Raw genomic sequence first — 26,185 nt, forward strand, 5'->3', positions numbered from 1 at the left:
AGGCGATATCGGTTTTTTGTTGATTGATGCATCAATAAATAATAGCCTGTGCAACACAGGAGGATGCTCACTTGCCGAAGGTCGGAATGGAACCCCTGCGTCGGCGCGCGCTCATCGATGCGACGATTTCGGCGATCGGCGAACGCGGTTCGCTCGACGTGACCATGTCCGAGATCGCCGGCCGCGCCGGCGTGTCTCCGGCGCTCGCGCATCACTATTTCGGCGCCAAGGGCGACCTGTTGCACGCCACGATGCGTCATCTGCTGGCCGAACTCGGCCGCGACCTGCGCGCGGCACTTGCGACGGCGCCCGATGCCCGCTCGCGCGTGTCGGCGGTGGTCAGGGTCAACTTCTCCCCGACCCAGTTCCAACCCGAGACGGTCGCCGCCTGGCTGACCTTCTACGTGGCCGCCCAGCACTCGCCGGAACTGCGCCGCCTGCTGCGCATCTATGCGCGCCGGCTGCACTCCAACCTGATGACCGGGCTCGGCCGCCTGTTGCCGCGCAACGAGGCGGAGCGCACGGCCGAGTCCACGGCCGCCCTCATCGATGGTTTCTACATCCGCCGCGCGCTGCGCGACGGCCCGCCGGATGCCGGCAACGCTATAGCACTGGTCGAGGAGTTTCTCGCGGCCAGGATCAATCAGCGGAAGCAGCCATGACCAGACGGCCCGATATCCTCATCATCATGGTGGACCAGTTGAACGGGACTCTGTTTCCGGACGGCCCGGCCGACTTTCTCCATGCTCCGCATCTCAAGGCGCTGGCCGCCCGGTCGGTGCGTTTCGCAAATGCCTATACAGCCTCGCCGCTCTGCGCGCCCGGCCGTGCCTCCTTCATGACCGGGCAATTGCCCTCGCGAACGGGCGTCTACGACAACGCCGCCGAATTCGCCTCCGACATCCCGACCTTCGCGCACCACCTGCGCGGTGCCGGCTATCACACCTGCCTGTCCGGCAAGATGCATTTCGTCGGGCCAGATCAACTTCACGGTTTCGAGGAGAGGCTGACGACGGACATCTACCCGGCCGACTTCGGCTGGACGCCCGACTATCGGAACCCGGGCGAGCGCATCGACTGGTGGTATCACAATCTCGGCTCCGTCAGCGGCGCAGGCGTCGCCGAGACCACCAACCAGATGGAGTATGACGACGAGGTCGCCTTTCACGCTATCCAGAAACTCTACCGACTGGCGCGCGTCTCGGATGCTCCCGACCGCCAACCATGGTGCCTCACGGTCTCCTTCACCCATCCGCACGACCCCTATGTCGCCCGGCGCAGATATTGGGACCTCTATGAGGATTGCCCGGCTCTGGAGCCCGAGGTCGGCTTCATCCCCGCCGAAGACCAGGACCCGCACTCGCAGCGTCTCTACCTCGCCAGCGACTATGCGAGCTTCGACATCCGGCGGGAACAGATCAGGCGCGCGCGACGCGGCTATTTCGCCAGCATCTCCTACCTCGACGACAAGGTTGGCGAGCTGATCGGCGTTCTCGAAGCCACTGGGATGCGCGACGATACGATCATCCTCTTCTGCTCCGACCATGGGGACATGCTGGGCGAGCGCGGCCTGTGGTTCAAGATGTGCTTCTACGAGGGCTCGGTCAGGGTCCCGCTGATGCTCGCCGGGCCCGGCGTGACGCCGGACCGGATCGACGCCCCGGTCTCCAATCTCGACATCGCCTCCACGCTCTGCGAGCTCGCCGGGATCGATCCCGACAGCGTCGCGCCGTGGACCGATGGTCAATCCCTGCTGCCGCTGATCGCCGGCGGCACGCGCACTGCACCCGTGCTGATGGAGTATGCCGCTGAGGGCAGCTATGCGCCGCTCGTCGCCATCCGGGACGGACGGTACAAGTTCGTCCATTGCGAGATCGATCCGCCGCAACTCTTTGATCTGGAATCGGATCCGCGCGAGCTCGACAATCTGGCGACCCGGCCGGAACATGGCGCGCTGGTGGCGGAATTCATGCAGCAGGTGCGGGGTCGCTGGGACATGGCGGTTTTCGACAAGGCGGTTCGCGAAAGCCAGGCGCGCCGCTGGATCGTCTATCCGGCGCTGCGCAACGGCGCCTATCACGCATGGGAGTATGAGCCGCGGCAGAATGCGGCGGAGCGCTACATGCGCAACCATATGGATCTCAACGAGCTCGAAGACAGCAAGCGTTTCCCGCGAGGAGAATGATGACCCCAACCGTCCCCGACCTCGCCCATTTGAAGCGGGCCTATACCGTCACCAGCCGCGCGACTCAGATCACGCCGCTTTTGGAATCCGCAGCACTTGCTCGCGCCACCGGCGCGGCGCGTGTCTTCGTCAAACCGGAATCGCTGCAGTGGGCCGGGTCCTTCAAGGTCCGCGGCGCCTATTGGCGGCTGAAGCAGCTCTCGCCGGAGGAGGCCAAGCGCGGCGGCGTCGCCTATTCCTCCGGCAATTTCGCGCAGGGCCTTGCGGCGGCGGGCGAAGCGCTCGGCATCCCGGTCACCATTGTCATGCCGATCGACGCGCCTGCCGCCAAGCGCGACGCGACCGCAGGCTATGGCGCGCGCGTGGTGCTCTCCGACCACGGGACGCGAGCCCGCGAGGAAGTCGCCTCCGAACGTGCGCGCCAGATCGCCGCCGACGAAGGTTTCGCGTTGCTTCATCCCTTCGACGACATCGAGATCGTCGCCGGGCAGGCCGGTGCCGGGCTGGAGGCACTCGACCAGCTCGCCGCCAAGGACGCCAAGGCCGATCTGCTGTTCTGCGCGGTGGGCGGCGGCGGGCTGATCGGCGGTGTCTCGCTCGCCTTCCACTATCTGTCGCCGCAAACGCGGGTCATCGGCGTCGAGCCCGAAGGCTTCAACGGCATGGGCACGTCGCTCGCCCATGGCGCCATCGAGACGATGCCGCTCGGGCCGGCATCGATCTGCGACGGGCTGATGGCCCGGCGTCCCGGCGTGGCGCCCTTCGCGGCCGTCAAGGCGGCGGGTGTCGAGGGACTGGCGGTGTCGGACGCCGCGGTCCGCCGCGCCATGAAGATCGCCTTCGAGCGCATGAAGCTGGTGCTGGAGCCGTCGGGTGCGGCGTCGCTTGGGGCCCTGCTGGAGGGCGGGGTAGACGTATCAGGTAAGACCGTTCTCGTCGTTGCCACCGGCGGCAATGTCTCACTCGCCGATTTCATGAAGCACGTCGCCGATGCTTGAGGCCGATTTCGTCATCGTCGGCTCGGGCTCGGCCGGTGCCGCCCTTGCCTATCGCCTTTCGGAGGACGGCAACAACAGCGTGATCGTCATCGAGCATGGCGGCACAGATTTCGGCCCGCTCATCCAGATGCCGGCCGCCCTGTCCTTCCCGATGAATATGAGCCTCTACGACTGGGGTTTCCAGACGGAGGCCGAACCGCATCTGGGCGGGCGCGTCCTGGCGACGCCGCGCGGCAAGGTCATGGGCGGCTCATCCTCCATCAACGGTATGGTCTATGTGCGCGGGCACGCCCGCGATTTCGACCATTGGGCCGAGCAGGGCGCCAACGGCTGGGCCTTCGCCGACGTGCTTCCCTATTTCAAGCGCATGGAGCACTCGCATGGTGGCGAGGGCGGCTGGCGCGGCACCGACGGTCCGCTCCATGTCCGCCCCGGCAGCCAGTGGAACCCGCTGTTCAAAGCCTTCGTCGAGGCGGGCCGCCAGGCGGGCTTCGAGACGACCGAGGACTACAACGGTTCGAAGCAGGAAGGTTTTGGCCGGATGGAGCAGACGATCCATCTCGGGCGGCGCTGGTCCACCGCAAATGCCTATCTCAGGCCAGCTCTGAAGCGGAAGAATGTGAGTCTCGTCAATGGCTTGGCCCGGCGCGTGGTGATCGAGAATCAACGCGCCGTCGGCGTGGAGCTTTTGCTTCGCAATCAGATTCAAGTGGTTAAGGCACGACGTGAGGTGATCGTCGCCGCCTCCTCCATCAATTCACCGAAGATCCTGATGCTGTCGGGTATCGGACCGGCCGCCCATCTTCGCGAGAACGGTATCGACGTGGTGGCCGACCGGCCCGGCGTCGGCGCTAATCTGCAGGACCATATGGAGCTCTACATCCAGCAGGAATCGGTCCAGCCGATAACGCTCTATTCGAAGCTCAACCTGTTCTCCAAGGCGATGATCGGTGCTGAGTGGCTGTTCTTCAAGACCGGTCTCGGCGCCACCAACCACTTCGAATCCGCCGCCTTCCTGCGCTCGCGGCCAGGTGTCGACTACCCCGACATCCAGTATCACTTCCTGCCTGCCGCCATACGCTACGACGGCAAGGCGGCAGCCAATTCGCACGGCTTCCAGGCCCATGTCGGCCCGATGAGGTCGAAGTCCCGCGGCTCGGTGACGCTGCGCTCCAACGATCCGAAAGACAAGCCTGTGATCCGGTTCAACTACATGTCGCATGAGGACGACTGGACCGACTTCCGCCACTGCATCCGTCTCACGCGCGAGATCTTCGGCCAGGCGGCCTTCGACCCCTATCGCGGGCGGGAGATCTCTCCGGGAAGCCACGTCCAAACCGACGCCGATCTCGACGACTTCATCCGCGCCCATGCCGAAAGCGCCTATCATCCATGCGGAACCTGCCGCATGGGCCAGGCCGACGATCGGCTGGCGGTGGTCGATCCCGAATGCCGGGTGATCGGCGTCGACGGATTGCGGGTCGCCGATTCCTCCATCTTCCCGCGCATCACCAACGGCAACCTCAACGCCCCGTCGATCATGACGGGCGAGAAGGCGGCCAATCATATCCTCGGCAAGACCCCGCTCGCGCCCTCGAACCAGGAGCCGTGGATCAATCCGCGCTGGCAGGTTTCGGACCGATAGGCCATGATCGGGCAACCGAGCGCCGGCAGCGACAGGCAGACCATCCAGGGAAAGGCGACCATGAAGGCGCAGCCAACCGCATCGCACTACATCAACGGCCGCTATGTCGACGACGACCATGGTGCGGCGCTTCCGGTGATTTACCCGGCGACCGGCGAAACGATCGCGACGCTCCGTTCCGCGACGAGCAACGTCGTGGAGTTGGCGATCGAGGCGGCGCGCGCCGCGCAGCCGGCCTGGGCGCGCATGAAGCCGGCCGACCGTGGCCGCATCCTGCGCCGCGCCGCCGACCTATTGCGCGCCCGCAATGCGGAGCTGGCGCGGCTGGAGACGCTGGACACGGGCAAGGCGATCCAGGAGACGCTCGTGGCCGATCCGGCCTCGGCCGCCGACGCGCTCGAATTCTTCGGCGGCGCGGTCGCCTCCTTCAACGGAGACTATGTCGATCTCGGCGGGCCCTTCGCCTATACGCGGCGCGAGGCGCTGGGCGTCTGCGTCGGCATCGGCGCCTGGAACTATCCGATCCAGGGCGCCGGCTGGAAGTCGGCGCCGGCGCTCGCCATGGGCAACGCCATGGTGTTCAAGCCTTCGGAGAACACGCCGCTGTCGGCGCTCGCCCTGGCCGAGATCTACACCGAAGCCGGGCTGCCCGACGGGCTGTTCAACGTGGTGCAAGGCTATGGCGACGTCGGCGCCGCCCTCGCCTCCCATCCCGTGGTGGCGAAAGTGTCGCTCACCGGCTCGGTGCCGACCGGCAAGAAGGTGCTGGCGCTCGCCGGTTCGCTGATGAAGCATGCGACGATGGAACTCGGCGGCAAGTCTCCGCTCATCGTCTTCGACGACGCCGATGTCGAGAACGCAGTCGGCGGCGCCATGCTCGGCAATTTCTATTCGACCGGCCAGGTCTGCTCCAACGGCACCCGCGTCTTCGTCCAGAACGGCATTTATGAGCGCTTCCTCGACCGGCTGACGGAACGCACCAAGGCGATCCGCATCGGCGATCCGCTCGACCCGGACACGCAGATGGGGCCGCTGATCAGCAAGGCCCAGCACGAGAAGGTGACCGGCTACATCGCGATCGGCAAGGACGAGGGCGCGGTGCTGCATTACGGCGGCAACGTACCTTCGCTGCAGGGTTTCGAGGGCGGCTTCTTCGTCGAGCCGACGATCTTCACCGGCGTCACGGACGGCATGCGCATCGCCCGCGAAGAGATCTTCGGCCCGGTCATGAGCGTGCTGACCTTCGCCGAGGAGGACGAGGTGGTCGCCCGCGCCAACGACACCGAGTTCGGCCTCTCGGCCGGCGTCTTCACCCGCGACCTGCCGCGCGCGCACCGGGTGATCGCCGATCTGCAGGCCGGGAGCTGCTGGATCAACCACTACAATCTGGCGCCGGCGGAGATCCCCTTCGGCGGCGCCAAGCGGTCAGGCATCGGCCGCGAAAACTCGCTCGCAGCGCTTCATCACTACTCGCAGCTCAAATCGGTCTATGTGGAGACCGGGGACGTGGTCAGCCCCTATTGACCCGTTTCATGCCAACGGGCCTGATGCCGAAAATCCACGCGACTGCAGCCGTGCGCTCCGTTGTCGGATCCTATCGATCGCCGGCGTCCGCGGTCGCGTCCAGATACTGCATCAGCGCGCAGACCATATGATAGAAGATGCTGGCCGGAACATCCGCCGCGAGCGAGCGGCCTTTCTCGTCGATCCGGTCTATCCACAGGCCCAACGGCGCGGGGTCGATGTGCCAGCGGAAAAGGCGCCTGACCCGCGCCTCGATCTCCGGCTTCATGTCCGGGCCGCCGGTACCGTCGAGAGCGATCGCGGCCTTGATCACCTCGGTCTGCGGCCAACTGCGCGACACGCCGTCGAGGGGAATCCCCTGGCGCGACACAGCGGCATAGGCAAGGCCGGTCGCACGGTTCAGCCCGTTGGCGAGCCGGTCGGCCGGACCGGTCCAGCCCCGCTCCTTGGCCACGGCGAAGGCATAGATCTGCCGCGCCATGGTGCGCATGCGTTTGGTCCTGACCAGCGGCGTCCCGTCGAAGGCCAATGCCTCATGGAACCCGCCATGGCGATCGTCTACGCCCGATGTCGACCAGAGCGGCAGTGTTTCCTCGAACAGCCAGTGATGCACCCGCGTGCGCCAGGCGCCGGATTCGAGAACGCGATCCGTCGCGGGCGTGTATCTGGTTTCGAGCCGGCCGCTCCGCTCGAGCTGCTCGACAATCTTCTTGACGTTCTGGCTGTAGCTCACCGGCGCGACGAAGGTCGCATCCGATGTCGAGACCACGGCCACGTCGTGCAGCCCGATCACCGACAACAGCCTGCCCTCGCTGCGGAGGTAGGAATTTGCGCAGTCGATCGCCACGACGTCGCCGACGACCACATTGCCGTCCTTGTCAGAGAGTCCGGCATCGAGCAGCGATTGCCAGGAACCGAGGTCGTTCCAACGGAAGCTCGCCGGCACCATGGCGATGTCAGGCAGGCGCTCCGCGATCGCATAATCGATGGAGATCGACGGAACCTGAAGGTAGAGGTCGAGCGGCAAATAGAGCCCGGACAGGTCGCTCGCCGACTTCAGATATGCGGCTTCGCACGCTTGCCAGATCTCCGGCCGCAATTGCAGGAAGGCATCCCGCATCGTGCTCGCCCGGAAGAGGAACATGCCGGTGTTCCAGAAGAAGTTGCCGGCGGCCAGGTAGGCCTTCGCACGATCGAGGTCGGGCTTTTCGACGAAGCGCAGGACGTCGGCGACACCGGCGTCTGAAGTCTCGGAGGCTTCGATATAGCCGCAACCCGTCTCGGGCTGGGTCGGCCTGATGCCGAAGACGACGAGACGACCGGCCTGGGCCGCCGCCACGCCGCGCTCGACCGTCCGCCAGAACTGCTCGTCGGTGGAAATCTCGTGGTCGGACGGGGCGACCAGCACCAGCCCGTCCTCGTAGAGGGTGAGCACATGCAGAGCCGCAATCGCAACGGCAGCCGCCGTATTGCGTCCGGCCGGTTCGAAGATCGCGCCGCCGCCGGCCAGGTCGATCCCTTCGAGGTCGCCGAGCACGCGCTCGGCATGGCGCTCCGAGGCGATGAGGAAGATCGGTGTCTCGCCCTCCCGCCTGGCTTTCAGACGCTGCAACGTCTTGGACAGCATCGAGCCATTGCCGGAAAGATCGTGGAACTGCTTGGGGTTGTCCTCACGCGACAGCGGCCAGAGGCGTGAGCCGATCCCCCCGCTCATCACGAAACTGGTTATGCGTTCCGCCATGCCCATCCTCTCGGCCGCTCGCCGGAGCGAGCATCAGCCAACGGCTTCGAAGCATGCAGCCCTAGCATGGCGCGGTTAAGGGCGCATGAAGCAGGTATACCAGGCATTCTCACCTCCGGGCGACCGGCCGCCCGATCGGAACGACGTCTTCCGCGTGGCCGAAAAAAGGTGAGCCGACGGTGTGGGAAAGATGTCCTTGACGCTTGCAGGAACGATCTGCGGCAGCTATAAGCCCGCCCGTCTGGTCACGGAGTGTAGCGCAGTCTGGTAGCGCACATCGTTCGGGACGATGGGGTCGCAGGTTCAAATCCTGCCACTCCGACCAGAAAAATCAAAAACTTGGCGTTTCCCGTTTCCCATCGACTTCAGCGCCCCCCACAGGGCCTTCGCAGCTGTGCGGAATAGTGGTCCGACACCGTGGCATTGCGAAGCAAGCAGGTCGTCTCGCGCCTCCAACACCGATGGGCTAGACATAGACCGTGCTCAAGATAGCGATTCGCACCCTTGCCTGGGCCATATTGCTGGCCATTTTCTTGGCGACCGTTTCGCCGATCGAGGAGCGGCCGCATCTGGCGTCCGGACCGTCCTTGGACCGGATGGCCGCCTTCATCCTGCTCGGCATCCTGTTCTGCCTCGGCTACCGCCGCGCCTGGCCATTTGCGCTGGCCATCGTGACGGTCGCCGCGTTCGGTTTCGAGGCGATGCAGATGCTGACGCCCGATCGGCATGCACGGCTCGACGACGCCGTGGTCAAGGCCTTCGGCGGGATCATCGGTGTCGGTATCGGCCTTGTGGTGAACCGTTTCACTCCCTGGCCTTTGCCGGGCAAGGATGACCGGTCCCAATGAGGAGTGTTCCCCGTCGATCCAACTGCAAGGACCGCCTCGCCCGATAGCCGTCACGATCTATCAGAATCCTGCCTGCGGCACGTCACGCAACGCGCTGGCCATGACTCGTCAGTCGGGCGAGGAACCTGAATTCGGCCGGACGGCGCGTGGCCTGACGAGAGGCTGGATCAGCCGCCGCGCAGCGCCGCCAGGAAATCGCTACACCATTTGGAAATATCGTTCTCGAGCAGGCGGGGCATCATCTGCTGCCAGCGCTCCCGCCGCGCTTCCACCGGCATGGAAAGCGCCTTGGCGATGGCGTTGGCGACGGCCTCGGTATCGTAGGGATTGACGAGGATCGCCCCATCGAGCTCGCGGGCGGCGCCGGAAAAGCGCGACAGCACGAGCACGCCGGGGTCCTCGGGATCCTGCGCGGCGACATATTCCTTGGCGACGAGGTTCATGCCGTCCCGAAGCGGCGTGACCAGGCCGACCGGCGCAACGCGGTAGATGCCTGCCAGCGTCGCCTGGCCGATAGACCGGTTCACATAGCGTATCGGCACCCATTCCAATGTCCCATGCTGGCCATTGACCCTGCCGGCGAGTTCGGCGACCTGCCGCTGCATGGCGGCGTATTGCGGGACTTCGGAGCGGGATTTGGGCGTGATCTGAAGCAAAGTCGCTCGCCCGAGATAGGCCGGATTGTCGGTGATGAACCGATCGAAGGCCTCGATCCTGTGGGTGAGGCCCTTGGAATAGTCGAGCCTGTCGACGCCGACGATCACCTCGCGCTCTCGGAAGCTCTCTTCCATGCGACGAAACGAAGCCTTCTGCGTCGCCTTGCTCGAAAGCTCGGCAAAACCCTTGGTGTCGATGCTGATCGGGTACACGCCGACCCGAAATCTATGTCCCGGGATATCGAACCAGCCCTCGCCGAGATTGCGGGCGATGCCCTCGCGCTCAAGGCAGCTCGCAAAATTGTCGGCGTCGAACCGGGTCTGGAAGCCGACCACGTCGTAGGCAGTCAGGCCTCGGAGCAGCGTCTCGTAAACCGGTACGGTGAAGAACACGTCGGGCGGAGGCCAGGGGATATGGAGGAAGAATCCCACACGATTGGTAACGCCCATGCGGCGCAATTCGGCGGCCATCGGGATCAGGTGATAGTCCTGCACCCAGATGAGGTCGTCGGGTTGCAAGAGTTGCGCGAGCTGCTGGGCAAAAAAGCGGTTCACGCGGAAATAGCCGGCCATGTCCTTGCGCGCATAGTCAGTCAGGTCGAGCCGATAGTGGCAGAGCGGCCACAAAACGCTGTTGGCAAAACCGGTGTAGTATTCGTCGATGTCGGTCTGGCTGAGATCGGTCAGCGCATAGGTGATGCGGCCCTCCTCGCGAAGGAAGGGCTTTCCGGGCTCGTGCTCGCCGCTCGACTTGCCCGACCACCCTGTCCATACGCCGCCGTGCTCGGCCAGCGCGGCGCGCATGGCGACTGCCAGGCCGCCCGCCTGGGCCGCGCCGGCAGCGGGCGTGGCGACCCTGTTCGATACGACGACAAGACGACTCAAAGCACTTCCTCCCAGCGACGCGACAGACGCATCGCGGCATTGATCAGGCCGACCATCGAATAGGTCTGCGGAAAATTCCCCCACAGCTCGCCGGTATCAACATGCAGCCCTTCGGAGAGCAGCCCGAGATGGTTCCGCCGCTCCAAGACATCGGCGAAAATGTCGCGTGCATCGTGATCCCTGCCGGCGCGCGCCAAGGCGTCGATCAGCCAGAAAGTGCAGGCGGTGAAAGCGGTCTCGGGTTCGCCGAAATCGTCAGGAGCCCGGTAGCGATAGAGATGGTTGCCGAAACGCAGATGCTTCTCGATCGCCTCAAGCGTCGCCACGAAGCGAGGGTCGTCGGCCTGAACGATCCCTATTTCCGGAAACAGAAGCAGGCTGGCGTCGAGATCGGCGCCGCCAAAGGTCGAGGTGAAATGCCCGAGTTTCTCGTTCCAGGCGCGATCGAGGAGCCCCTTGCGGATCGTTTCGGCATGGCCGCGCCAATAGGCCGCCCGTTCGGCGAGCCCGAGCTTGCCCGCGATCTTGGCGAGACGATCGCAGGCGGCCCAGCACATCAGGCTGGAATGGGTGTGCACGCCATTGCGCGTCCGGAACTCCCATATTCCTGCATCCGGCTGGTCCCAGCGGCGGACAGCCTGCTCGCCGAGCGGTTCGAGGCGACGGAACAAGGCCGCGCCTCCCATGTCAGGCAGGCGCTCGTCGAAGAAGCACTGCGCGGTTGCCAGGATCACCGAGCCATAGCCGTCGTTCTGAACCTGCGTGTAGGCGGCGTTGCCGCTCCTCACCGGACCGAGGTTGCGATAGCCGGCCAACGACCCGAGCACACGTTCGTCCACATGCCGCTCCAGACCGATGCCGAACAGGGGCTGGAGATAGCCGTCGGACGAACCGGCAACGACATTGACGACATAGGCCAGATAATCCTCCATCGTCTTGGTCGCGCCGAGCGCATTGAGCGCCTTCACGGTGAAGAACGCGTCGCGCAGCCAGCAGAAGCGATAATCCCAGGTACGGCCGCTTTCGCCATATTCGGGAATCGACGTCGTCAGCGCCGCCATGATGGCGCCCGATTCCTCGTTCGAGCAGAGTTTCAGCGTGATGGCGGACCTGATGACGACATCCTGCCAGTCGACAGGGAGCGACAGATAGCGGACCCATTCCACCCAGTATTCGCGCGTTTTCTCCAGCGAATGCTGTGCGGCCGCCGCGGGCGCTGTGGTAAGCGTCTCGTCGGGACCGAGAACGAAAGCATAGGGACGGTCGACCACGAACGGCGTCCGGCGCAGGATGAAGTCGACAGGGGCATCCGTGGTGAGGCGCAGGACCTGGCTGCCGAGCAGGAAGCGAACATGGCTCGAGCCGCGCGTGGTCTCCGGCACACGAGCGCCGTAGTCATGGAGCGGATCGACAGCCACGGTCACCCGTGGCGTGCCCGATATCGGCTCGATGATCCGTGTGACCGCAACGGGACGGAAGATGCGCCCGGCCCGCTTGAAACGTGGCGCGAAATCGCGGATCCGCAGCGTATTGCCGTCCTTGTCCGTGAGCGTCGTCTCGAGTATCGCGGTATTGCGAAGATAGGCCTGCTGCGAAGAGACGCAGTCATCGATCGTGATCGACCACGCGCCTCCTGCCGCCTCGTCGCCCTCGCCCTTCAGCAGCCGGCAGAAGATCGGGTCGCCGTCCATGCGGGGTGTGCACATCCAGATAAGTCGGGCATCACGATCGATCAGGGCCGCGACCGCGGCATTGCCGATCACGCCCAGGTCCAGCGACGATGGCTGCGTCATTCCCGATCCCCTTCCCGACTCTGCGCCGCGATCCAGGCCCGCAATGCGGCTGGGCTCGCGACATGCCCGCGCGCGGCGGTCGGAAATCCGGCCCCCGCTACACGGACGGAGAGACCGCCCGCATCGTTGGCCGCCCGGAACATCGCCTCGTCCGTCACGTCGTCGCCGATGGCGAGCGGCAAACGCCCGATGAAGGGCGCGTGTTCCATGAAAGCCTTGAGGGCGCCCCCTTTGTCGCGACCCGCCGGCCTCAGTTCGAGCACGCACTTGCCTGGCTGAAGCTCCCAACCAGGAACGGATCGCTGGATTTCGGTCATGAGCGCGTTTACGGCCGCCTCGCTGGCCGGCGACAGCCGGTAGTGCAGCGCGACGGCGATGCCCTTGTCTTCCACCAGAACGCCCGGCCAGTTGCGCGCCGCTTCCGCGATGCGGGTCTTCGCCTCCTCGAAACGTCGAACACCGAGGGCAAAAGCCGGCTCGACGGAACCGGGCGTGCGGATCTCGGCACCGTGCAGACCGGCAACGAAAAACCCGTGCCCGGGGAACAGCGTCTCAACGAAATCGACCGGTCGACCGGTGACCAGGGCCAGCGCGCCGCCGACACGGGCAGCCAGCCCGGCGAGGTCGGCATCGAGGCCGTTCGGCACGACGACGGCGTCGGGCGTCTGCGCAAGGTCAAGCAGCGTGCCGTCTATATCGAGGAACACGCACAGCCCGGCGAGCCGGCTTGGCAGACCCGAGGCAACGCTATGCCCGGATCCCGCCGTCTGGCGGCCGGCCGGCACGGATTGTCGATTCTCCATGACCCGAAACCTAAGCATTCCCGCCGCAAGGACAACCCCGGCGGCGGCAATGCCTGCCATCTTCATCGCGTGTTCCGACGCAGGCTTGCATGGCTAGCCCACTGCTTCGCCTGCATACGCAGTAGTTTCGCCGCCGCTTCCCGCAGGAACCGACGGAGAATTTTCCGTCAGTCCACTCGGCCGAAAAACACACCCAGGCCGGGCAATTGCACTTCACCCGACGACAATACGGCTTCCTGTCCCGGGAAATCGAGCGACGACACCGTACCAACCACGGGCGGGATGGAAAAGCCCGCCGGATCTTCAGAGAAGTTGAACACGCAAAGCAGCGCCTCGTTGCCGGACTTCCGCAGGAAGGCCAGCACGTCCTGACTGTCGCTTTCGAGGAATTCGATCGTACCGTTGCGCAAGGCCGGATGCTGGCCGCGGAAGGCGAGCACGTCCCGGTAGTGATCCAGGACGGAGCCGGGAAGCGTCCGCTGGATATCGACCGCTTGCGCTGCATGGGCGGCAGGCACCGGCAGCCAGGGCTTGCCGGTGGTGAAGCCCGCATTCGCGGCCGAATGCTCCCACGCCATCGGCGTGCGGCAGCCGTCCCTGCCCTTGAATGCAGGCCAGAAGCGGATTCCGTAGGGATCCCTCAGATCCTCGAAGGCAATATCGGCTTCCTCGAATCCGAGCTCCTCGCCCTGATAGAGGCAGATCGAACCGCGCAGCGCCGAAAGCAGGCCGATCGAGAATTTCGCTATCGCCTGCTTGCTGCCGCCCGGCCGCACCCAGCGGGACACATGGCGCACGACGTCGTGATTGGAGAAGGCCCAGCAAATCCACCCGCCCGCAACGGCTGTCTCGAAGGCTTCGACGCTGTGCCTGACATGGCCGGCCGAGAATTCGGGACTGAGAAGGTCGAAAGTGTAGCACATGTGGAGCTTGTCGCCGCCCTCGGTATAGGCGGCGACCGTGCGCAGCGACCGGTCGCCGTCGCCGACCTCGCCCACTGCCGCGCGTCCGCCATAGGCATCGAGCAGGGCGCGGAACCGCTTCAGGAAACCGATATTCTCCGGCTGCGTCTTGTCGTGGAGATGCTCCTGATAGCCGTAGGGATTGGTGTCGGGAACGTCGGAAATCTTGCCGGCCGGCACCGGCGGATTGTCCGCCAGCGAACGGTCATGGAAATGGAAATTCACCGCATCGACGCGAAAACCGTCGACCCCACGCTCCAGCCAGAAGCGCACCGTCTCAAGCAGCGCGTCCTGGACCTCGCCGTTGTGGAAATTCAGGTCGGGCTGGGATGCCAGGAAATTGTGCAGGTAATACTGCTTGCGCATCCCGTCCCATTCCCAGGCAGAGCCGCCGAAGACAGACAGCCAGTTGTTGGGCGGCGTGCCGTCCGGCTTCGGGTCTGCCCAGACGTACCAGTCGGCCCGGGCGTTCTTGCGGTCCGCGCGGCTTTCCCTGAACCAGGGATGCCGATCCGACGTGTGTGACAGGACCTGATCGATGAACACTTTCAGGCCGAGGCGGTGAGCCTCCGCAACCAGCCGGTCGAAATCCTCCAGCGTGCCGAACATCGGATCGACGTCACGGTAGTCCGAGACGTCGTAGCCCATGTCCGCCATCGGCGACTTGAAGAAGGGCGACAGCCAGATCGCGTCGACATCGAGCGAAGCGATGTACGGAAGCCGGGCTGTGACGCCGGGGAGGTCACCGATACCGTCGCCGGTCGTATCCTGGAACGAACGGGGATAGACTTGGTAGATCACGCAGCCGCGCCACCAATCGGCGCCGTCAATTCCGGTCATCGAGCTTGTTTCCCGTCGGGCCGGGCTCAGCCTCGGCGAAAGCCTGTTTCATGAAAACCACCGCGCGGCCGGGGACAAGCCATCGGCCGTTTTCCAGGGGACGGATTTCCGTCTCGCAAGACGACAGGAGCAGTTGCCAGCCGGCGGGTCCAGGCAGGCCGAAAACGGCGGTCCGGCGGTCGCCGTTGAAAATGACTGCCAGTCGTGCAGCGTCTCCCGCCGCCGGGTCCGCGAGCAGCATCGTCAGCCGGTGCCTGTCAGGATCGTTCCATCCGGTCTCGGTCAGCGGTCGGCCGGCTTCGTCGAGCCATTCGACATCCGGCCATGCGGCGTCATCGCTTGCCTCCCCCTTCAGGAAGGAGGTTGCGAACAAGGCTGAATTCGTTCTGCGAAGGCTGGCGAGCAGCGAAACGAAGGTCTCGAGAGCCTTGTCCCGACCCTGCCAGTCGAGCCAGGTGACGGCGTTGTCCTGCGCATAGGCGTTGTTGTTGCCACCTTGGCTTCGGCCGAACTCGTCGCCCGCCGTGAGCATGATGGAGCCGCGCGAAGCGAACAGCGTGGCCAGCAACGCTCTTACGTCCTGGCGCCGGCCGGCCACGATCTTCCGGTCGTCCGAGTTCCCCTCGACACCGTTGTTCCAGGAGAAGTTCTCGTTGTGACCGTCGCGATTGTCCTCGCCATTGGCCTCGTTGTGCTTGTCTGCGTAGGAAACGAGATCGGCGAGCGTCATGCCGTCGTGAGCCGCCAGGAAGTTGAGCGTACGCGTCGCCTCCGCCCCGCCGAAGATGTCGGACGAGCCGGCGAGCCTGGTAGCGAGCGGCCCGACCATGCCGCGGTCGCCGCGCCAGAAACGCCTGACGTCGTCGCGATAGCGATCGTTCCATTCGAGGAATGGTTCCCGGAAGCCGCCCAGCCGGTATCCATGATCGCCGACATCCCACGGCTCTGCGATCAGCACCCTGCCCCTCAGAACCGGATCGCTGCGGACAGCCTCCAGCAAAGGCGCATCGGCGGAAAAGCCGGCGTCGTTGCGGCCAAGCACCGGCGCGAGATCGAAACGGAAACCGTCGACGCCCGTTCGCAGGACAAAATGTCGGAGCGCATCGAGGATCAGCCTTATGACGACAGGGTGATCAGTGCGGATCGTGTTGCCGCAGCCGGTGTCGTTGACCAGCCGGCCAGGATCGCCCGGCACGTGTCGGTAGTAAGTCGGATTGTCGAGCCCCCGCAAGGAGAGCGTCGGGCCGAGGGTGTCGCTTTCCCCGGTGTGATTGAAGACGAGATCGAGGATCGTGCCGATGCCGGCTTTGCGCAGGGCCGCCACCGTCTCGCGCAGTTCGGCGGGCCCGCCCGGCGCCAGGCGCGGATCGAGGGCCATGAAGGACACGGGATTGTAGCCCCAGGCGTTCGACAGGCCGAGCGGCGGCAGGTGACGCTCGTCGATCCAGGCCGTCACCGGCATCAGTTCGACCGCATCGACGTCCAGTCGGATGAGATGCTCCAGGACCGCCGGGTGAGCCAGCGCACCGATGGTGCCGCGCAGGGCCTCCGGCACTTGAGGATGCCGCATGGTGAATGCGCGGACAGGCACTTCGTAGATCAGTCCACCCGACTGGAACAGCGGCGCGGACGGAGCCTCGGGCGGCGGCAAGGCGACAGCGACCGCCTTCGGCATCAGAGGCGCGGTGTCGCCTCCCTCGCCGCGCCGCGCCGCCAGCCTCGCATCATAACGATACGGCCGGTCGATCGCGAGCGCATAGGGGTCCATCAGCAACTTGGCAGGGTCGAACCAGAGGCCGCGAGCGGGATCGTATTCCCCATCCGCGCGCAGTCCATAGCGCGCGCCTGCAGCGAGGCCGGGGACAAACGCGGCAAAACTCCCGTCCTCGCCGCGCTCCAGTTCGATCCGCCCGGTCTCCCGGTCGTCGGCCCCGAACAGCGAGACCCAGACGCGCTCGGCCGTAAGCGAACTGACGGAGAAACGAATGCCGTTCTCCGTCACGATCGCGCCGTGCCTTGTCCAGCCCGCCTGCTCCGTCATCTCAGGTGATGACGCTCGGCTTCTGCCGGCCGGTATGGGCGCGGATCCCGGCGATCTCGTCGGCGGCGGCGATCAGATCCTTCAGCGCCTCCCGGGTCTCGATGCCATGGCGGGAACTGTCGGGTTCGTAGCGTTCGATATAGACGCGCAGCGTCGCGCCCGACGTGCCGGTGCCGGACAGGCGGAAGACGACCCGCGACCCGCCCTCGAACAGCACGCGAATGCCCTGGTTGCGGCTGACCGACTTGTCCACCGGATCGTGATAGGCGAAGTCGTCGGCGGTGGCGATCTTCATGCCCGACACGACCGATCCCGGCAGGCTTTCGAGCTTGCCTCTCAATGCTTCCATCAAACGGTTGGCGTCCTCGGTCTCGACCTCCTCATAGTCGTGACGGGAGTAGTAGTTGCGGCCGAATTCGGCCCAGTGCTTCGTCACGATGTCCTTCACGCTCTCGCCGCGCGCGGCCAGGATGTTGAGCCACAGCAGGACCGCCCAGACTCCGTCCTTCTCGCGGACATGGTCGGAGCCGGTTCCCGCACTCTCCTCGCCGCAGATCGTCGCCATGCCGGCGTCGAGAAGATTGCCGAAGAACTTCCAGCCGGTCGGGGTCTCGTACATGCCGATGCCGAGCTTCTCGGCCACGCGGTCGGCGGCGCCGCTGGTCGGCATCGAGCGGGCAATTCCCTTCAGACCTGCCTTGTAGCCCGGCGCCAGATGGGCATTGGCGGCAAGCAAGGCGAGCGAATCCGAAGGCGTGACGAAGATGCCCTTGCCGATGATCAGGTTACGGTCGCCGTCGCCGTCCGATGCCGCGCCGAAATCGGGCGCGTCCGGAGCCATCATCTCGTCATAGAGATGCTTGGCATGAACAAGGTTCGGGTCGGGATGGTGTCCGCCGAAATCGGGCAGCGGCACGAAGTTCCGGGTCGTGCCTTCAGGCGCGCCGAGGCGATTCTCGAGGATTTCCTTGGCGTAAGGGCCGGTCACGGCATGCATCGCGTCGAAGGCCACCCGGAAGCCCGACCGGAACAGCTTGCGGATCGCCTCGAAATCAAAAAGCGTCTCCATGAGTTCAGCATAGTCGGCAACCGGATCGATCACCTGGACGGCGAGATCGCCCACCCTGCTCTCGCCGATCCGGTCGATGTCGATGACACCGACATCGGCGATCCTGAAGCGGTCGATCGTCTTGGTGCGCGCGAAGATCGCATCGGTGATCTTCTCCGGCGCCGGCCCGCCATTGCCGATATTGTATTTGATGCCGAAATCCTCGTGCGGGCCGCCCGGATTGTGGCTGGCCGACAGGATCAGGCCGCCGAAGGCCTTGAATTTGCGGATAATGTTCGAAGCTGCCGGCGTCGACAATATGCCGCCCTGGCCGACGATGATACGGCCGAAGCCATTGGCCGCCGCCATCGCGATGACCTTCTGGATCACCTCGCGGTTGTAGTACCGGCCGTCGCCGCCCACGACCAGGGTCTTGCCCTGGAAACCCTCCAGCGAATCGAACACCGACTGGATGAAGTTCTCGGCGTAGTGCTCCTGCTGGAACACCGGCACCTTCTTGCGCAACCCCGACGTGCCCGGCTTCTGGTCGGCATAGGGGGTTGTGGCGACTTCCTTGATCATACGCTCTTCTGCCTCTTCGCAATCAACGACCTGTACAGTGCGCCGTATCTCGCAGCACTTTTCGCCCACGAGACATCGGCCTTCATCCCCTGCCTCTGCATCGACGTCCAGCCGGCCGGCTCGGCATAGGCGGCCAGCGTCCTGCGGATAGCATGAACGAAGGCATCGCCACTGGCCGGTGCAAACTGGAAGCCGGTCGCCACCCCGGCCGAGACCGCCGCCTCATTCGCGTCGATCACCGTATCGGCCAGCCCGCCGGTGCGCGCCACCACGGGCACGCAGCCGTAACGCAGGCCGTAGAGCTGGGTAAGGCCGCAGGGCTCGAAACGCGACGGGATCAGGATCGCGTCCGAGCCGCCCTGCATCAGATGCGAGAGCGCCTCGTCATATGCGACGACCACGCCGACCTTGCCCCGGTGCCGGGCGGCGGCGGCAAGCAGCGCGCCTTCCAGCGCCTGATCTCCGGCCCCCAATATTGCGAGCCGGGCGCCGGCGCCCACGACGGCATCGACAGCCGAGACCAGCACGTCCACACCCTTCTGCCAGGTAAGACGGCTGACCACGCAAAGGATCGGGCCGTTGCCGGCATCCAGCTTGAAACGCTCCTCGACGACGCGCTTGTTGGCCTTGCGGGCCTTCAGCGTGCGGGCGGAATAGTTGGCGGCGAGATGCGGGTCGGTCTCGGGATCCCAGACCGCGACATCGATGCCGTTGACGATGCCGTGGAGGTCCGCGCTGCGCAGATTGACGAGCCCGTCGAGACCCATGCCGAATTCCGGCGTCCTGATCTCCTGCGCGTAGGTCGGGCTGACGGTGGTAATGGCCGATGCAGCCTGAAGGCCTGCCTTGAGGAAACCGACGCCGCCATAATATTCGACGCCGTCGAGCGCCATCGCTTCCGCCGGCAGTCCGAGTTCCGGGAAGATCGATGCGGGGAACTGACCCTGGAAGGCGAGATTGTGAACCGTCATCACTCCGGGCACGGACGAACGGCCGCCATAGCGCATATAGGCAAGCGTCATTGCCGCCTGCCAATCATGGGCATGGACGAGATCGGGAGCGTAGCCCGCTATGGCCCCGCCGGCGATATCGCTCGCCACCTTGCCGAAGGCCGCGAAGCGCCGCCAGTTGTCCGGCCAGTCCTCTCCGGTCGGGCTGCCATAGGGCCCGCCGGCACGGTTGAAGAGATGCGGCGCATCGAGCACCAGGAGATCGAGCCCGGCGAGTTCCACCTTCAGGACCGCCGCCTTGCCGCCTAAGAGGTCGCCATAGCTGTGCAGAACCTGCTTCCTCTTCAGCCTGCCGGTCACCGAAGAATAGCCCGGCAAGAGCGTGCGGGTTTCGAAGCCCTGGCCGGCGAGCGCGAGCGGCAACGCGCCCGCGACGTCGGCAAGGCCACCCGTCTTGACCAGCGGGAAGACCTCGGAAGCGACGGCGAGAACCTTCATGCGGTCTCCAGCCGGTCGATCATGGGCTGGGTGATGAGGCAGACCCCCTTCTCGCTGCGATTGAAGCGTTTGGCGTCGAGGATAGGATCTTCGCCGACCACCAACCCCTCGGGTATGTGCACGCCACGGTCGATGACGACCTTTTGCAACCGCGCGTTGCGGCCGACGAAGCAATCGGGCAGAACCACAGCCTCGTCGAGCGACGAGAAGGAATTGACCCGCGCGCCCGTGAAGATGAGGCTTCGACGAAGCGCCGCGCCGGAGATGATGCAGTCGCCCGCAACCAGCGACGACACGGCCGAGCCGCGGCGGCCTTCCTCGTCATGGACGAACTTCGCCGGCGGCTTGATCTCGGCATAGGTCCAGATCGGCCAGTCGCGGTCGTAGATGTCGAGATCCGGCGTCACGTCGGTCAGGTCGATATTCGCCTCCCAATAGGCATCGACCGTCCCGACATCGCGCCAATAGGCTGCGTTCTCGAAGTTCGAGCGCACGCAGGATCTGTGAAAACGGTGGGCGATGGCCTTACCGTTTTCGACGATGTACGGGATGATGTCCTTGCCGAAGTCGCGGCTGGACTCCGCATCATCTGCGTCGCGGCGCAACTGGTCCATCAGGAAGGCCGTGCGGAAGACGTAGATGCCCATCGAAGCCAGCGCGAAGTTCGGCTTGCCGGGGATGCCCGGAGGATCGGCCGGTTTCTCTATGAACGAGATGATCCGATCCTTTTCATCGACATGCATGACGCCAAATCCCGTGGCCTCCATGCGCGGAACCTCCAGGCAGCCGACGGTCACGTCGGCGCCCGCATCCACGTGCTCGCGCAGCATCAGCTCGTAATCCATCTTGTAGATGTGGTCGCCGGCCAGAATCACCATGTATTCGGGACCATAGGCTTCGATGATGTCGATGTTCTGAAAAACCGCATCCGCCGTGCCTTCGTACCACTGGGTCTCCGAGACGCGCTGGCTGGCCGGCAATATGTCGAAGCTCTCGTTGCGCTCCGGCCGGAAGAAGTTCCAGCCACGCTGGAGATGGCGGATCAGCGAATGCGCCTTGTACTGGGTCGCGACCCCGATGCGGCGTATGCCCGAATTGAGCGCGTTCGACAAAGCGAAGTCGATGATACGCGTCTTGCCGCCGAAATAAACGGCAGGCTTGGCGCGCGACGCGGTCAGTTCCTTGAGCCGGCTGCCCCTGCCTCCGGCAAGCACATAGGCCATTGCATCGCGTGCGAGCGGCTGGCTCCTCTTTTCCATATCATCCTCCCATGTCCAATCCCGAGCCGGTCCAAAAGGGCTTTGCCTGGCTTCGCTCAGGCCTCGCCTGCCCAGCTTCTCATGTCGCAGGTCCTTGTCGGAATCCCGGGACGCTTTTGCGAAACCTGCTCATGGCACCCACTCCAGCATGATGGTCGAGAGCGGCGGCAACACCATATGCGCCGACGCCCCTCCCGCGACCGGCCACGCCTGGACGAAGCCGCCATTGCCCATGCCGCTTCCGCCATAGTCCTGGGCGTCCGTGTTGACGATCTCGCGCCAGCGCCCGGCCTTCGGAAGGGGGACGCGATAATCGCCGCGCGGCACAGGTGTGAAATTCGCGACCACCACCAACGGTTCCTCATCAGGCGCATTGCGCTGCCAGGCGAACACCGAATTGTCGGCATCGTCGACGACCAGCCAGGAAAACCCTTCGGGCTCACAGTCTCGCGCATGGAGCGCCGGTTTCGAACGGTAGAGATGGTTGAGGTCACGGACGAGCTGCCGCATGCCGCGATGCGGCGCGTGGTCGAGAAGGTGCCAGTCGAGCGCGCGCGCCTCGCTCCATTCGTCGCGCTGGGCGAACTCCTGGCCCATGAACAGCAGCTTCTTGCCGGGATAGCCCCACATGAAGGCGTAGAGCGCGCGCAGGTTGGCGAATTTCTGCCAGTCGTCCCCGGCCATCTTGCCGAGCAGCGTGCCTTTCCCGTGCACGACCTCGTCATGGGAGAGCGGCAGCACGAAATTCTCGCTGAAGGCGTAGATCAGCCCGAAGGTGACGGCGTCGTGGTGATGCTTGCGGTGGATGGGCTCGCGCGAGAAATAGGCGAGCGTGTCGTGCATGAAGCCCATGTTCCATTTGAAGCCGAAGCCCAGGCCGCCCTCATGCACGGGCTGCGAGACCTTGGGCCAGGAGGTCGATTCCTCGGCGATCGTCACGACGCCGGGGTGGGCACCGTAGACGGATTTATTCATCTCCTGGAGGAAACGCACGGCTTCGAGGTTCTCGCGGCCGCCGCGCTCATTGGGGATCCATTCTCCTTCCTTGCGCGAATAGTCCAGATAGAGCATCGAGGCGACCGCATCGACCCGCAGCCCGTCGAGATGATATTTCTCGGCCCAATAGAGCGCATTGTTGACCAGGAAGGCGCTGACTTCCTTCCGCCCGAAATTGTAGATCGCGGTGTTCCAGTCGGGATGGAAGCCCTTGCGCGGATCGGCATGCTCGTAGAGCGCCGTCCCGTCGAACTTCGCCAGCCCGTGCTCGTCGACCGGGAAATGCGCGGGTACCCAGTCGAGGATGACACCAATGCCGGCACGGTGAGCCCCATCGACGAAACGGGCGAAGGCTTCCGGCTCGCCGAAACGGGCGGTCGGCGCGTAGAGCCCCGTCGTCTGATAGCCCCAGGACGGATCGTAGGGATGCTCGGTGATCGGCAGGAACTCGATATGGGTAAAGCCGGTGTCGACCACATAGGGGATCAGCCGCTCGGCGAGTTCATCCCAGGAAAGGAAGCCACCCTCGGCATTGCGCTGCCAGGACCCGGCATGGACCTCGTAGATCGAGATCGGCTGTCGGCGCGGATCCGCCCCCCTCCAGAAATCACGATGCGCCTGATCACCCCATTCATGCGCGGACGGCGCCGTGGTGACGGAAGCGGTCGCCGGGCGCAGTTCCGACCGGAAGGCGAAGGGGTCGGCCTTAAGCGGCAACCGCTTGCCCTGCGCGCCGATGATCTCGAATTTGTAGGGCCTGCCCGGCCCGATGTCTGGCACGAACACTTCCCAGACGCCGATGTCGCCGCGCAGCCTCATCGCGTGGCGGCGACCGTCCCAGTCGTTGAAATCGCCGACGACGGAGACTCGCCGGGCATTGGGCGCCCAGACCGCGAAATGTACGCCTGACGCGCCCTCATGCGAAATCAGATGCGCTCCGAGCTTGTCGAACAGCCTGAGGTGCGAACCTTCCGCGATGAAGTAGTCGTCCATCGGTCCCAGCACCGGGCCGAAGGAGTAGGCATCGGTCAGCCACCAGTCGCCACCGGCATTGCGCGCGTGGTAGCGCAAGGGCTGGCGCCTGCGGATCGAAAGCCGGCCCTCGAAAAAGCCGGCGTCGTGGCGGCGGCGCAACTCCCCGGCCGGCTTGCCCGCAAGGGTGAAAGCGGCGACGAACTCGGCATGCGGGATGAAGCAACGCCCGACGAGGCCCTTGCCGGCCTGGTGCACTCCGAGCACGGAAAAGGGGTCGCGGTGCTTTCCCGAAACAATCGCCTCGACATCGGTGGAAGCCGCCATCCCGCTTTCGCCCTTTGCCGATGTCGACTTCATGCGGTCGGCGCCCCTCCGCCATCATGCGATTGTCGAGACAGGATTGTCATGCCGGCACGTTCCAGATTTCGCACGCATATTGGCGAATGGTCCGATCGGACGAGAACCAGCCCATACGAGCCACGTTGCGGACAGCCTTGGCATACCAGCCGGGGCTGTCGCGCCAGAGCTCGTCGACCCGGCGCTGCGCCTCCGCATAGGCGTCGAAATCGGCGGCGACCATGAACCAGTCGTGATCGTAGAGGCCGTCCATCAGCGCGCGATAGCGGGTGGGATCATCAGGCGAGAACACGCCCGACGAGATCGCCGCGGCGGCTTGCGACAGTTCCGGCGATGCCTCGATGACGGCGCGCGGATTGTAGCCGTTGCTTCGCCGCTGGGCGACTTCTTCCGCGGTCAGACCGAAGATGACGATGTTGTCGTCACCGACATGTTCCTTCATCTCGACATTGGCGCCGTCGAGGGTTCCGATGGTGATGGCGCCATTCAGCGCAAATTTCATATTGCCCGTGCCCGACGCCTCCATGCCGGCCGTCGAGATCTGTTCCGAAAGATCGGCCGCCGGCATCATGATTTCGGCAAGGCTGACATTGTAATTGGGCATGAACACCACCTTCAGGAGGCCACGCACCGCCGGATCCCTGTTGATCACCCTCGCCACGTCGTTGGCGAGCTTTATGATCAGCTTGGCGTTGTGATAGCTCGGCGCCGCCTTGCCGCCGAAGAACTTGACCCGCGGAATCCAGTCCCGCTCGGGATGCGATCGCATCTGGTCATAGAGCGCCACGGCCTCGATGATGTTCAGGAGCTGGCGCTTGTATTCGTGGATGCGCTTGATCTGGATGTCGAACAGGGCCGACGGATCGAGCCTGATGCCAAGCCGCTCGGCAACCACCGCCGCCAGCCGCTCCTTTCGCTGGCGCTTTACGGCAGCGAATTTTTCGCGAAACGCCACATCCTCGGCAAACGGGTCGAGGTCCCTCAAGAGCGAGACGTCGTCGAGGAAAGCGTCGCCGATCGCCTCCTTCGCCAAAGCCGTCAAACCCGGATTGGACTGGAACAGCCAGCGGCGCGGGGTAATGCCGTTGGTCTTGTTGTTGATGCGCTCCGGATAGAGCTTGTGGAGGTCGGCGAAGACAGTCTCCTTCATCAGCTCCGTGTGCAGCGCCGACACACCGTTGATCGAATGCGACCCGGCAAAGGCCAGGTTGCCCATGCGCACGCGGCGCTCGCCATCCTCATGGATGAGCGAGATCCGGCTGATCTGGGCGCCGTCGAAACCTTCGGCGGCCCGCGCCTCGTGCAGGATCTGCGCGTTGATGGCGTAGACGAGTTGCATATGGCGCGGCAGGAGACGCTCGAAAAGCGGTACCGGCCAGCTTTCCAGCGCTTCCGGCAGAAGCGTGTGGTTGGTGTAGGCGAAGGTCCGCTTGGTGAGATCCCAGGCCGTATCGAAATCGATCTCGTGCACGTCCATGAGAAGCCGCATCAGTTCGGCGACGGCAACGGCCGGATGGGTGTCGTTGAGGTGGATCGCGGCCTTGTCGGGCAGGGAAGCGAGGTTGCCGAACTGGCTGAGATGACGCTGCACGATGTCCTGCAGCGACGCGGTGGTGAAGAAGTACTCCTGCCGCAGCCTGAGCTCCTGCCCCGCGGGCGTGGCGTCGGCGGGGTAGAGCACCCGCGAGAGCGCATCGGCCTTGTTGCTTTCGCGCAGAGCGCCGATATGGTCGCCGGCGTTGAAAGCTTCCAGCAGGATGGGGTCGACCGGCATGCCGGACCACAGCCGCAGCGTGTTGACGCGATTGCCGCGCCAGCCGACGACGGGCGTGTCGTAGGCGACGGCGAGCACCCGCTCCTGCGGCTTCCAGACATGGTGCTCCAGCCGGCCGTCCTTGCTGGTGACGGATTCCACATGGCCGCCGAAGCCGACCTCGAAGGAGCGCTCGCGGCGCTCGAACTCCCAGGGATTGCCGTGATCGAGCCAGGTCTCGGGCAGCTCGACCTGCCAGCCGTCGGAAATCTCCTGGCGGAACATGCCGTTCTTGTAGCGGATGCCGTAGCCGTGAGCCGGTACGTCGACGGTCGCCATGCTTTCCATGAAACAGGCGGCCAGGCGCCCGAGGCCACCATTGCCGAGCGCGGCGTCCGGCTCGAGCGCCGCGACTACGTCGAGATCGACGCCGAGCGACGCGAGCGCTTCGCGCACCGGCTCGAGCAGGCCGATATTCGAGAAGGAATCGCGCATCAGCCGGCCGATCAGGAACTCGAGCGAAAGGTAGTAGACGCGCTTGGCCTCCTGGTCATAGGCCTTCTTGGTCGCGTCGATCCAGCGCTCGACGATGCGGTCGCGCACCACCTTTATGGACGCGGTGAGCCAGTCATAAGGCGTGGCGACCGTCGCGTCCTTGCCGATGCGATAGGTCAGGCACTTCAAGATCTCGGTTGCGAGCGTCTTTGGATCGGAATCGTTCAAGATCGGCCTCGGGAGTTCGAACGTCTTGGTCCCGGTCATCACAGTCTTCCGTACAAACCGGCGCGCCGCGATTGGCTGCCTTCAGTTGATCGCTTCCTCCCGATCTGTCGAAGCTAGCCGTAT

Annotated in this window: 17 protein-coding genes, 1 tRNA gene and 1 pseudogene; 8 read left to right on the forward strand and 11 right to left on the reverse strand. The window is 64.8% G+C overall.

Features of this window, described 5'->3' with window-relative positions:
• Positions 1–71: 71 nt before the first annotated feature.
• The 5 genes from betI to betB are packed head-to-tail and all read left to right on the forward strand — an operon-like array spanning position 72 to position 6,352.
• On the forward strand, positions 72–662 hold the full coding sequence (gene betI, locus JN302_RS28945; RefSeq protein WP_202329999.1) for a transcriptional regulator BetI: 591 nt from the start codon (positions 72–74) through the stop codon (positions 660–662).
• Positions 659–2,185: a choline-sulfatase gene (betC, locus tag JN302_RS28950; RefSeq protein ID WP_202330000.1), complete on the forward strand. Its 1,527-nt coding sequence runs from the start codon at positions 659–661 to the stop codon at positions 2,183–2,185. The genes betI and betC overlap by 4 nt, the downstream gene beginning before the upstream one ends.
• Positions 2,182–3,183, forward strand: a complete 1,002-nt coding sequence (locus tag JN302_RS28955; RefSeq protein WP_202330001.1) for a threonine/serine dehydratase — start codon at positions 2,182–2,184, stop codon at positions 3,181–3,183. Before betC ends, JN302_RS28955 begins: the two co-directional genes overlap by 4 nt.
• A complete protein-coding gene (betA, locus tag JN302_RS28960) occupies positions 3,176–4,828 on the forward strand; it encodes a choline dehydrogenase (protein ID WP_202330002.1) in 1,653 nt (550 codons plus the stop codon). The genes JN302_RS28955 and betA overlap by 8 nt, the downstream gene beginning before the upstream one ends.
• Positions 4,829–4,888: 60 nt before the next feature.
• Positions 4,889–6,352 (forward strand): betaine-aldehyde dehydrogenase, encoded by a 1,464-nt coding sequence (gene betB, locus JN302_RS28965; protein ID WP_202334484.1) that lies wholly within the window; start codon positions 4,889–4,891, stop codon positions 6,350–6,352.
• Positions 6,353–6,422: 70 nt separating this feature from the next.
• Here the strand turns inward: betB and JN302_RS28970 are convergent, their stop codons facing one another.
• Positions 6,423–8,093, reverse strand: coding sequence for a sugar phosphate nucleotidyltransferase (locus JN302_RS28970; protein WP_202330003.1), 1,671 nt, complete (start codon positions 8,091–8,093; stop codon positions 6,423–6,425).
• Between the two features lie 248 nt (positions 8,094–8,341).
• On the opposite strand from JN302_RS28970, the gene JN302_RS28975 reads away from it, so the two are divergent.
• The 3 genes and pseudogenes from JN302_RS28975 to JN302_RS39290 all read left to right on the forward strand — a co-directional run.
• Positions 8,342–8,418 (forward strand) — tRNA-Pro (locus JN302_RS28975).
• A gap of 271 nt (positions 8,419–8,689) precedes the next feature.
• The gene (locus JN302_RS28980; protein WP_202330004.1) at positions 8,690–8,941 is read left to right on the forward strand and encodes a VanZ family protein; all 252 of its coding nucleotides are present in this window, start codon (positions 8,690–8,692) and stop codon (positions 8,939–8,941) included.
• 43 nt (positions 8,942–8,984) lie between these two features.
• Positions 8,985–9,071: pseudogene (locus JN302_RS39290) on the forward strand (arsenate reductase); the annotation flags it as partial.
• Between the two features lie 37 nt (positions 9,072–9,108).
• On the opposite strand, the gene otsA reads toward JN302_RS39290, so the two are convergent.
• The 10 genes from otsA to JN302_RS29030 all read right to left on the reverse strand — a co-directional run bounded on the left by otsA (position 9,109) and on the right by JN302_RS29030 (position 26,101).
• Positions 9,109–10,482: an alpha,alpha-trehalose-phosphate synthase (UDP-forming) gene (gene otsA / locus JN302_RS28985; RefSeq protein WP_202307666.1), complete on the reverse strand. Its 1,374-nt coding sequence runs from the start codon at positions 10,480–10,482 to the stop codon at positions 9,109–9,111.
• Complete coding sequence (locus JN302_RS28990) at positions 10,479–12,275, reverse strand: glycoside hydrolase family 15 protein (protein WP_202307667.1); 1,797 nt, start codon at positions 12,273–12,275, stop codon at positions 10,479–10,481. The genes otsA and JN302_RS28990 overlap by 4 nt, the downstream gene beginning before the upstream one ends.
• Positions 12,272–13,078 (reverse strand): trehalose-phosphatase, encoded by an 807-nt coding sequence (gene otsB, locus JN302_RS28995; RefSeq protein ID WP_202315112.1) that lies wholly within the window; start codon positions 13,076–13,078, stop codon positions 12,272–12,274. The genes JN302_RS28990 and otsB overlap by 4 nt, the downstream gene beginning before the upstream one ends.
• A gap of 167 nt (positions 13,079–13,245) precedes the next feature.
• Positions 13,246–14,880, reverse strand: a complete 1,635-nt coding sequence (gene bglA, locus JN302_RS29000; RefSeq protein WP_202307668.1) for a beta-galactosidase BglA — start codon at positions 14,878–14,880, stop codon at positions 13,246–13,248.
• On the reverse strand, positions 14,867–16,921 hold the full coding sequence (glgX, locus tag JN302_RS29005) for a glycogen debranching protein GlgX (RefSeq protein ID WP_202330005.1): 2,055 nt from the start codon (positions 16,919–16,921) through the stop codon (positions 14,867–14,869). The genes bglA and glgX overlap by 14 nt, the downstream gene beginning before the upstream one ends.
• Position 16,922: 1 nt before the next feature.
• Positions 16,923–18,551 carry an alpha-D-glucose phosphate-specific phosphoglucomutase gene (locus JN302_RS29010; protein WP_202330006.1) on the reverse strand — a complete coding sequence of 543 codons (1,629 nt, stop codon included), beginning with the start codon at positions 18,549–18,551 and terminating at the stop codon, positions 16,923–16,925.
• Positions 18,548–19,999, reverse strand: a complete 1,452-nt coding sequence (glgA, locus tag JN302_RS29015) for a glycogen synthase GlgA (RefSeq protein WP_202330007.1) — start codon at positions 19,997–19,999, stop codon at positions 18,548–18,550. Before glgA ends, JN302_RS29010 begins: the two co-directional genes overlap by 4 nt.
• The gene (gene glgC / locus JN302_RS29020) at positions 19,996–21,258 is read right to left on the reverse strand and encodes a glucose-1-phosphate adenylyltransferase (protein WP_202330008.1); all 1,263 of its coding nucleotides are present in this window, start codon (positions 21,256–21,258) and stop codon (positions 19,996–19,998) included. The genes glgA and glgC overlap by 4 nt, the downstream gene beginning before the upstream one ends.
• A 129-nt stretch (positions 21,259–21,387) precedes the next feature.
• Positions 21,388–23,586, reverse strand: coding sequence for a 1,4-alpha-glucan branching protein GlgB (gene glgB / locus JN302_RS29025; protein WP_202330009.1), 2,199 nt, complete (start codon positions 23,584–23,586; stop codon positions 21,388–21,390).
• Between the two features lie 46 nt (positions 23,587–23,632).
• Positions 23,633–26,101, reverse strand: coding sequence for a glycogen/starch/alpha-glucan phosphorylase (locus JN302_RS29030; protein WP_202330010.1), 2,469 nt, complete (start codon positions 26,099–26,101; stop codon positions 23,633–23,635).
• Positions 26,102–26,185 lie beyond the last annotated feature (84 nt).

This window comes from Mesorhizobium sp. L-8-3 (assembly GCF_016756615.1).
GTDB lineage: Bacteria > Pseudomonadota > Alphaproteobacteria > Rhizobiales > Rhizobiaceae.